Annotated in this window: 2 protein-coding genes and 1 CRISPR repeat array; both genes read left to right on the top strand. The window is 65.0% G+C overall.

The window, feature by feature from the left end; translation table 11 throughout:
* Positions 1-4 precede the first annotated feature (4 nt).
* Positions 5-931 carry a type I-E CRISPR-associated endonuclease Cas1e gene (gene cas1e / locus MUN85_RS03370; protein WP_250505386.1) on the top strand — a complete coding sequence of 309 codons (927 nt, stop codon included), beginning with the start codon at positions 5-7 and terminating at the stop codon, positions 929-931.
* Positions 919-1,299 carry a type I-E CRISPR-associated endoribonuclease Cas2e gene (gene cas2e / locus MUN85_RS03365; protein ID WP_092565428.1) on the top strand — a complete coding sequence of 127 codons (381 nt, stop codon included), beginning with the start codon at positions 919-921 and terminating at the stop codon, positions 1,297-1,299. Before cas1e ends, cas2e begins: the two co-directional genes overlap by 13 nt.
* 69 nt (positions 1,300-1,368) lie before the next feature.
* A CRISPR array of direct repeats spans positions 1,369-10,132; the repeat unit is 29 nt; unit sequence GTGCTCCCCGCGTGAGCGGGGATGATCCG.
* Between the last annotated feature and the right edge of the window lie 37 nt (positions 10,133-10,169).

Raw genomic sequence — 10,169 nt, 5'->3', positions numbered from 1 at the left:
TGGCATGCCTAGATTGCCTCCAGTCCCCCTACAAGCACTCCCTCGTATCGAGGACCGGCTCACGTTTCTCTATCTTGAACACTGCGTCGTTCATCGAGAAGATGGGGCTGTAACCGCCAGAAACGCAGAGGGCACGACGTACATCCCCGCGGCTACTCTCTCAGTCTTGATGCTCGGTCCAGGTACATCAATCAGTCATCAGGCAATGGTCCTGTTGGCGGAATGTGGCACCACTACGGTTTGGGTTGGCGAAAGAGGAGTTCGGTACTACGCCCATGGTCGAAGCCTTGCTGCAACCTCTCGGTTAGCTGAGGCGCAGGCGAAGGCAGCCACTAACAAGAATGAGCGACTCCAAGTTGCAAGACGGATGTATCTGAAGCGATTCGGTGGGGAGCACGTTGGCTCTCTGACAATGCAGCAGCTGCGAGGTCGTGAAGGCGCCCGCATGTCCCGCCTGTATCGGTCATTGGCAAAGCAGTTCGAAGTCCGGTGGGATGGCAGAAGCTACGAAGCTGACGACTTCGATGCAGCAGATCCAATCAATGCCGCAATCTCGGCGGCAAATGCCTCGTTGTACGGGCTAGTTCACGCGGTGGTTGTCGGACTGGGGTGCAGCCCGGGGCTTGGAATCGTTCACTCGGGTCACGCACGGTCGTTCGTCTACGACATTGCTGACCTATACAAGGCTGAAGTCTCCCTGCCACTGGCCTTCAGATTGGTGAGTGAGGAGGTCCCGGATTTGCTCCGCGAAGTCCGACGGCAGATGCGGGAGCTGATGCATGAACGTCGATTGATTCCGGTAATTGTCCGGGATATCCAGGAGTGCCTTGGAACGAACATTGTCGCTGATGCGACGATAGTTTCGCTTTGGGACTATCAGCAAGGCGCAGTTGCTGGTGGAGCAAATTGGTCGGACCCATGGGACACGTAACGTTAGTCTTGACGGCAGCTCCTAGTTCACTGCGTGGCGAGCTAACGAGATGGTTCTTGGAGATAGCCCCGGGCGTGTACGTCGGAGATGTCTCACGACGGGTACGGGAGCAGATCTGGCAATTGATCGAGGACCACCTCGGGAGTGGTCGTGCGATTATTTCGTTCAGCGACACGTCTGAACAGGGCTATGGTTTCGACGTTCTGGGGCACGACAAGATCCCGGTCGATGTAGACGGACTTACCCTCATCCGTCAGCCCTTCGCGGCAGGATTAACAGCCTCACCAGGAGCTGACCGTTCACCGCCAGAGTCCTGGAGTATCGCGGCCCGTCGACGCAGGTATGGGCGGAAACCGATCGGAAAATGAGAATGGTTCGCGCCTAAGGACTGAACGGAATAGGCAATTAGGAGAGGGTTTTTCACTATAATCGCGAGTGTGCTCCCCGCGTGAGCGGGGATGATCCGGGAGGGAGATTATAAAATCAATAACGCAACTAGTGCTCCCCGCGTGAGCGGGGATGATCCGGCGGTTAGGCGCGCCGACAATCTCTCCCGAGTGTGCTCCCCGCGTGAGCGGGGATGATCCGAGATCAAGGCGCGGTTGTCCGCGTGGAACGGTGTGCTCCCCGCGTGAGCGGGGATGATCCGGATCTTCAAGCCCCGCACCGCTGCCATGTAGAGTGCTCCCCGCGTGAGCGGGGATGATCCTTCGGGGGACTGCTGACGCATGACCGCGAGGATGTGCTCCCCGCGTGAGCGGGGATGATCCGGGACGGATACGCTCGCGGATCTCGCCGAAAAGGTGCTCCCCGCGTGAGCGGGGATGATCCGAACGGTGGCATCGCCCCGGGGGCCATCCTCGCGTGCTCCCCGCGTGAGCGGGGATGATCCGGTCAGCCCCTCGCGCGCCAGGTCGGCCATTAGGTGCTCCCCGCGTGAGCGGGGATGATCCGAGCGACGACTTTCCGCGCCGTCACTGTTTGACGTGCTCCCCGCGTGAGCGGGGATGATCCGCAGCCGTTATGCCAACACACACGTTCATCGCCGTGCTCCCCGCGTGAGCGGGGATGATCCGGCGTCACGCGCCCCGCCGTTGAAACCCTGGTCGTGCTCCCCGCGTGAGCGGGGATGATCCGTCGGGGATTCCCCACACGGCGGTGGCGAGGATGTGCTCCCCGCGTGAGCGGGGATGATCCGTTACCGACCCTGGCTTATACATCACGAACTATGTGCTCCCCGCGTGAGCGGGGATGATCCGGACGCGGCCCGCGAAAAGCGCCTCACCATCCCGTGCTCCCCGCGTGAGCGGGGATGATCCGGAGGCTGCGCCGGTGGAGAGTTCAGCCACCGCGGTGCTCCCCGCGTGAGCGGGGATGATCCTGGTCTTGACGTACAGGACCACGCACAGGATGAGTGCTCCCCGCGTGAGCGGGGATGATCCGCCGAGCTTCGCGCCTGCAGCGTCGGTGAAGGGGTGCTCCCCGCGTGAGCGGGGATGATCCGGCCCCGCTTCTGGTGCGAGTAGCGGGGGGGTCGTGCTCCCCGCGTGAGCGGGGATGATCCGAAGGTCTTGCAGGCCACGCTACGCGCCATTGAGTGCTCCCCGCGTGAGCGGGGATGATCCGGGACGGTACCCGCGCCCACCGCACCCGGTCACGTGCTCCCCGCGTGAGCGGGGATGATCCGAACGGTGGCATCGCCCCGGGGGCCATCCTCGCGTGCTCCCCGCGTGAGCGGGGATGATCCGCTGTCAGCGAACGCATGGAACGCCAGCGCGGTGTGCTCCCCGCGTGAGCGGGGATGATCCAGGGTGGCAATTCCACGACTGGGATAAGTACCAGTGTGCTCCCCGCGTGAGCGGGGATGATCCGCCGCCACCATCACCACCACCCTCGACACCATCGTGCTCCCCGCGTGAGCGGGGATGATCCTTGAGACTTCCGAATTGACGTAGGTTTGAGACTGGTGCTCCCCGCGTGAGCGGGGATGATCCGACCCGTCGAGGCTAGGCCGTGCTCACGGATGAGTGCTCCCCGCGTGAGCGGGGATGATCCGACCGGATTCTCTTCGGTAACGTCACGGGCGCAGGTGCTCCCCGCGTGAGCGGGGATGATCCAGAGTCGCCCTTCCGTGCAGGAACAACGAGAGTCGTGCTCCCCGCGTGAGCGGGGATGATCCGTTTGAGGGGATGCGCGTGGTTACGCGGCTTTCGTGCTCCCCGCGTGAGCGGGGATGATCCGGCGTCGCCTCGGCAACGAAAACCGCTGCCGAAGTGCTCCCCGCGTGAGCGGGGATGATCCGAAGTCTCATAACTCAATAGGGTGAGGTGGTGGGTGCTCCCCGCGTGAGCGGGGATGATCCGCGCTCCACTTTATTCATGTCCGCAGCCCTCGCGTGCTCCCCGCGTGAGCGGGGATGATCCGTTCATGCTGATTCCCTCATTTCGTGGCGCATGGTGCTCCCCGCGTGAGCGGGGATGATCCGCACTCCACCTCACAGCCACCATCACCGGGCAGCGTGCTCCCCGCGTGAGCGGGGATGATCCGCGTTTGTCTTCCTCGTTCCGCCATTCGACCCAGTGCTCCCCGCGTGAGCGGGGATGATCCGTCCGACGAGGGACTTCGGGAGGTGGGTTTCGGGTGCTCCCCGCGTGAGCGGGGATGATCCGTTTGAGGGGATGCGCGTGGTTACGCGGCTTTCGTGCTCCCCGCGTGAGCGGGGATGATCCGTTGCAGCCAGAGCCCGCGATGATGGGCTTGGTGTGCTCCCCGCGTGAGCGGGGATGATCCTTGGCGACCTAGCGGCGGGCAAAACTCGCCGACGTGCTCCCCGCGTGAGCGGGGATGATCCGGCGCCCTACCCGCGACCTTCATGTCGCTAGCGGTGCTCCCCGCGTGAGCGGGGATGATCCAGGGTTGGCCGACCTTCACGACTACTGGAGCGAGCGTGCTCCCCGCGTGAGCGGGGATGATCCGGAGGAGAAGGATGCGTGGAGCATTAGGCCGTAGTGCTCCCCGCGTGAGCGGGGATGATCCGGGAAGCGGTGATGCGTAGGTCGTACCGGCGCTGTGCTCCCCGCGTGAGCGGGGATGATCCGTGGACTTACACCCGGCATTGGAGACGCTCCACGTGCTCCCCGCGTGAGCGGGGATGATCCGGTAGCGGATCGATTGAAGAAGAAGGGAAGCGGGTGCTCCCCGCGTGAGCGGGGATGATCCGGACCTCACGAAGGAAGAAGCCGCGTTCGTGATGTGCTCCCCGCGTGAGCGGGGATGATCCGGCGGTTTCTTTGTAGATGCCGCTCTTGGTGGTGTGCTCCCCGCGTGAGCGGGGATGATCCGCGCGCGCCCTCCACGGGCCTGGTGTCGCTGCGGTGCTCCCCGCGTGAGCGGGGATGATCCGGTTTCGAAGGTCGAATCGGCCTGAGTATGTGTGTGCTCCCCGCGTGAGCGGGGATGATCCGTGGCTCGGCCTGCTCGCGTGTCAGGACCTCGAGTGCTCCCCGCGTGAGCGGGGATGATCCGCTGCTGGCGTTAAATCTCATCAGTTCGAACGAGTGCTCCCCGCGTGAGCGGGGATGATCCGATCAAACGAGGCGAAACAGTTCGATGCGTTCGGTGCTCCCCGCGTGAGCGGGGATGATCCGCGGCCTGGAAGGACTCGGGCCACCAGGGGCGCGTGCTCCCCGCGTGAGCGGGGATGATCCGTTCATTTGGTGTCTCTTGCCGCCGAACGACGGGTGCTCCCCGCGTGAGCGGGGATGATCCGACTTGGCACCACCGACGCAAGGGCATGTTCCGGTGCTCCCCGCGTGAGCGGGGATGATCCGTTTACACGAGACAAGGGAGGATGTAAAGTGGAGTGCTCCCCGCGTGAGCGGGGATGATCCGCGGGCCAGCCCGAGGCCGTGAGCGCGACCGTGGTGCTCCCCGCGTGAGCGGGGATGATCCGCTCGAGTCAAACATTTTGTCGTCTTGCTGGTCGTGCTCCCCGCGTGAGCGGGGATGATCCGTGGCCGCGAATGAAATATTGTCCGGGTCGAGGGTGCTCCCCGCGTGAGCGGGGATGATCCGTTCAATTCCGCCTGCCCGCTGAACTTGCAGCGGTGCTCCCCGCGTGAGCGGGGATGATCCGGTCGGGGTCCTCGGGCAGGGCCTCCAGGGCAGGTGCTCCCCGCGTGAGCGGGGATGATCCGGTGGAGGCGGAGTAACCGGATTGGTGGACGATGTGCTCCCCGCGTGAGCGGGGATGATCCGTTCACGGACGCACTCAAGAAGATCAGCATCGAGTGCTCCCCGCGTGAGCGGGGATGATCCGGAACCCACATGTTCAGGATCAACGCCGCGCAGGTGCTCCCCGCGTGAGCGGGGATGATCCGTCCGTGTGGGACGCGATCCAAACCGTCTACACGTGCTCCCCGCGTGAGCGGGGATGATCCGCTGCTGGCGTTAAATCTCATCAGTTCGAACGAGTGCTCCCCGCGTGAGCGGGGATGATCCGGACACCGTTCAGGAAATCTTCAACCAAACCGCGTGCTCCCCGCGTGAGCGGGGATGATCCGGGTGAGTTCTACCCCTGCAAGCCCGACATCTTGTGCTCCCCGCGTGAGCGGGGATGATCCGAATGGTCACCTTGTCGCCGCGCTCGAGGGTTAGTGCTCCCCGCGTGAGCGGGGATGATCCGTTTCGCGGTTCGGGTACCATTCGGCGGCTTTTGTGCTCCCCGCGTGAGCGGGGATGATCCGGATCGTCATTCGTTCGTCGAGCTCGTGGCGGCGTGCTCCCCGCGTGAGCGGGGATGATCCGGTGGACACCATCGTGTCACTGTGCCGCGATACGTGCTCCCCGCGTGAGCGGGGATGATCCGAAGTGAAGATCAGGTTGCGGCAAGTGACCGCGAGTGCTCCCCGCGTGAGCGGGGATGATCCGTCGATCGTGGCGAGTGGTGGTGTGATCATGGCGTGCTCCCCGCGTGAGCGGGGATGATCCGTCGGGGATTCCCCACACGGCGGTGGCGAGAATGTGCTCCCCGCGTGAGCGGGGATGATCCGGCTGTCAGCGAACGCATGGAACGCCAGCGCGGGTGCTCCCCGCGTGAGCGGGGATGATCCGACGTATATGAGTGGGCGTACACGATCGTCGTCGTGCTCCCCGCGTGAGCGGGGATGATCCGGGGGAGGCTAGCTAATGCCACTCTGGACTGATGTGCTCCCCGCGTGAGCGGGGATGATCCGCCGAGAAATTCCGGTTCTACGACGCGGTCCGTGTGCTCCCCGCGTGAGCGGGGATGATCCGCTGTGTTTCAACCCCAGCTTCACGCAGCGCGAGTGCTCCCCGCGTGAGCGGGGATGATCCGGCTTCTAGCATAGGTTCGCACCGCGAGACATAGTGCTCCCCGCGTGAGCGGGGATGATCCGTTGCTTGCGTCCCGGGTCTCGTACCGGATCCCGTGCTCCCCGCGTGAGCGGGGATGATCCGGGAGGGCGGGGGATATGGCAATGTTGCTCGGCGTGCTCCCCGCGTGAGCGGGGATGATCCGAGGAGCCGGTCCCAAACGTGCGAGACCTCGTGGTGCTCCCCGCGTGAGCGGGGATGATCCGGCGCTGGAGCAACTTGGTAAGTACTTGGTACGGTGCTCCCCGCGTGAGCGGGGATGATCCAGCGGCCCTGAAGGCCACTGTTCGGCACCAAACCGTGCTCCCCGCGTGAGCGGGGATGATCCGGGCAGATAGCCTAAGCAACCGGGCCGAAGCGGGTGCTCCCCGCGTGAGCGGGGATGATCCGGGTGGAAGTCGCCGCACGACTCGCAGGCGACGGTGCTCCCCGCGTGAGCGGGGATGATCCGTCAACAACGCCATCGGCAACGTACTCGCCAACGTGCTCCCCGCGTGAGCGGGGATGATCCGGAGAACCCAGTGAGTGATCTCGCCTACCCAGAGTGCTCCCCGCGTGAGCGGGGATGATCCGCCGCATACGAGTGGGCCCTCACCATCGTCGTCGTGCTCCCCGCGTGAGCGGGGATGATCCGTAATCGTCTGGCGCTGTCCAAAACTGCGGATCGTGCTCCCCGCGTGAGCGGGGATGATCCGGCACGTCTGATTCGCAACCCAGGCCGAGGCGAGTGCTCCCCGCGTGAGCGGGGATGATCCGTCGCGCTGCACGATCGAGCGCAGCACGGGCGAGTGCTCCCCGCGTGAGCGGGGATGATCCGGCACTCGAAGCCGCCACGCAAGCGGAGTGGGAGTGCTCCCCGCGTGAGCGGGGATGATCCGCCGTCGCGGTCCTTGATGAATGCGGCAGCGTCGTGCTCCCCGCGTGAGCGGGGATGATCCGGGGTTCGACGGGCTGCGTAAGCGCCTCGTCGGGTGCTCCCCGCGTGAGCGGGGATGATCCGTAGCCGGGACGCTCGGCGCTAACCGTGCGTTCGTGCTCCCCGCGTGAGCGGGGATGATCCGGCGTGCTTCCCAGTCCACAGATGCGATTGTTTGTGCTCCCCGCGTGAGCGGGGATGATCCGAACGGTGAACCGATCGATCCTCTATCGATTCTGTGCTCCCCGCGTGAGCGGGGATGATCCGGCGTGCGATCGCCTCCGAGTGCGGTCGGCGGCGTGCTCCCCGCGTGAGCGGGGATGATCCGTTGAGAAATGGTGATGAGTACTCCCGGCTCGCGTGCTCCCCGCGTGAGCGGGGATGATCCGCGCCGCCCCATCGACGAGTTGACGATCGCGGCGTGCTCCCCGCGTGAGCGGGGATGATCCGGGGTTCGACGGGCTGCGTAAGCGCCTCGTCGGGTGCTCCCCGCGTGAGCGGGGATGATCCGTAGCCGGGACGCTCGGCGCTAACCGTGCGTTCGTGCTCCCCGCGTGAGCGGGGATGATCCGGCGTGCTTCCCAGTCCACAGATGCGATTGTTTGTGCTCCCCGCGTGAGCGGGGATGATCCGAACGGTGAACCGATCGATCCTCTATCGATTCTGTGCTCCCCGCGTGAGCGGGGATGATCCGGCGTGCGATCGCCTCCGAGTGCGGTCGGCGGCGTGCTCCCCGCGTGAGCGGGGATGATCCGTTGAGAAATGGTGATGAGTACTCCCGGCTCGCGTGCTCCCCGCGTGAGCGGGGATGATCCGCGCCGCCCCATCGACGAGTTGACGATCGCGGCGTGCTCCCCGCGTGAGCGGGGATGATCCGAACCTCATTGACGTTCACCATACGGTCCAGCGGTGCTCCCCGCGTGAGCGGGGATGATCCGGTTCGAGGCACTGCCAGTGCTGCGAGATGGAGGTGCTCCCCGCGTGAGCGGGGATGATCCGGCCGCCTAACCCGAAAGGACCAGAACATGGCTGTGCTCCCCGCGTGAGCGGGGATGATCCGCCGGTATGGCCAATCGATCTCGTATACGGTGCGTGCTCCCCGCGTGAGCGGGGATGATCCGCCTCGCGAGAGTGTCGCGCCTGGAACAGGGGAGTGCTCCCCGCGTGAGCGGGGATGATCCGTAACCATCGTGGACGAGTTCCTCACCCTCGAAGTGCTCCCCGCGTGAGCGGGGATGATCCGACTCGAGGCCTTTGAGAACAAGGCGCGCTTCCGTGCTCCCCGCGTGAGCGGGGATGATCCGTACTCTCGGTCCACAATCAAACGCGACGACATGTGCTCCCCGCGTGAGCGGGGATGATCCTTGATTCGTTGTACTCGAAAGTGCCGTCAGGACGGTGCTCCCCGCGTGAGCGGGGATGATCCGCGCACGGCCCCGGCGCACACGCACTCGTAGACGTGCTCCCCGCGTGAGCGGGGATGATCCGAGACATGAAAACGAACATGACGGCAGAGCACCGTGCTCCCCGCGTGAGCGGGGATGATCCGCGGATGATACTACGCGCGCAGCTATCGCTCAGGTGCTCCCCGCGTGAGCGGGGATGATCCGGGCTCATTGCCGTTAGGCAGCCAGCATAAAGTGTGCTCCCCGCGTGAGCGGGGATGATCCGGCTGTCGCGTTCCTCGCCCCCATGTCGAAGGAGTGCTCCCCGCGTGAGCGGGGATGATCCGAACGGCACCATGCAACTCGCGCCCCGATTCGTGTGCTCCGCGCGTGAGCGGGGATGATCCGTCATCACCGGCCTTCAGCAGGCGCACGGCCTTGTGCTCCCCGCGTGAGCGGGGATGATCCGTATACTGGAGGGCATGAACGTGAGTATGTTGGGTGCTCCCCGCGTGAGCGGGGATGATCCGACCTCGATCGCGGTCCACCGGATGATTGGTCGGTGCTCCCCGCGTGAGCGGGGATGATCCGATCAACCTCGGCTATATCCAGGTGCCTGTCACGTGCTCCCCGCGTGAGCGGGGATGATCCGGAAGAACAAGGTCCACGCACTCCCCACGACTAGTGCTCCCCGCGTGAGCGGGGATGATCCGAAGCTCGAGGCGATCAGTCACTCGCCCTAGGAGTGCTCCCCGCGTGAGCGGGGATGATCCGGGCGCGAAGACCGTCGCATGGGTTGAGCACTCGTGCTCCCCGCGTGAGCGGGGATGATCCGGATGAGTGCCGATAGACGTACTCCCGCCGAGTGTGCTCCCCGCGTGAGCGGGGATGATCCGTGGTCAGCGTGTCAATTTCAGCTTTCGTCATTGTGCTCCCCGCGTGAGCGGGGATGATCCGCTCCACTCGGCAGGCGTGCTAAGTGACCTCGCGTGCTCCCCGCGTGAGCGGGGATGATCCGTGGACAAGATGACGGAGACGCAGGTGCAGGAGGTGCTCCCCGCGTGAGCGGGGATGATCCGCCTCCCACGGTGGTCGCGTAGTCTTAGCCCTCGTGCTCCCCGCGTGAGCGGGGATGATCCGCCAAACCGGTGAGAGCCTGTCAGGTCGCCCTCGTGCTCCCCGCGTGAGCGGGGATGATCCGCTGGGCGCGCGCCTCATCCTCACCTCTTGGGCGTGCTCCCCGCGTGAGCGGGGATGATCCGCCACGCGGGGATGTCCTCAGCTGGGAGCGGGAGTGCTCCCCGCGTGAGCGGGGATGATCCGCCGATCCGCTGCCCTGGCCGCTTCGAGAGCAAGTGCTCCCCGCGTGAGCGGGGATGATCCGCATTCCCGACCTATTTCTGGGTCGATGTCGTCGTGCTCCCCGCGTGAGCGGGGATGATCCGTTGATTGCTGCCGAGAGCTCGATGGTCTTGGTGTGCTCCCCGCGTGAGCGGGGATGATCCGTGCATCGGGTGGTCGAGGAGTTCGCCTGCGAAGTGCT

Origin of the sequence: Bowdeniella massiliensis (assembly GCF_023634005.1) — a bacterium.
Classification (GTDB): Bacteria; Actinomycetota; Actinomycetes; order Actinomycetales; family Actinomycetaceae; genus Bowdeniella; species Bowdeniella massiliensis.
Note: the sequence above shows the minus strand (reverse complement) of the source record. Positions and strands in the feature narration are given on the sequence as shown.

Bases quoted from the DNA above. Each gene is read 5' to 3' on its own strand.
- cas1e (WP_250505386.1), top strand. From the start codon at position 5: ATGCCTAGATTGCCTCCAGTCCCCCTACAAGCACTCCCTCGTATCGAG.
- cas2e (WP_092565428.1), top strand. From the start codon at position 919: ATGGGACACGTAACGTTAGTCTTGACGGCAGCTCCTAGTTCACTGCGT.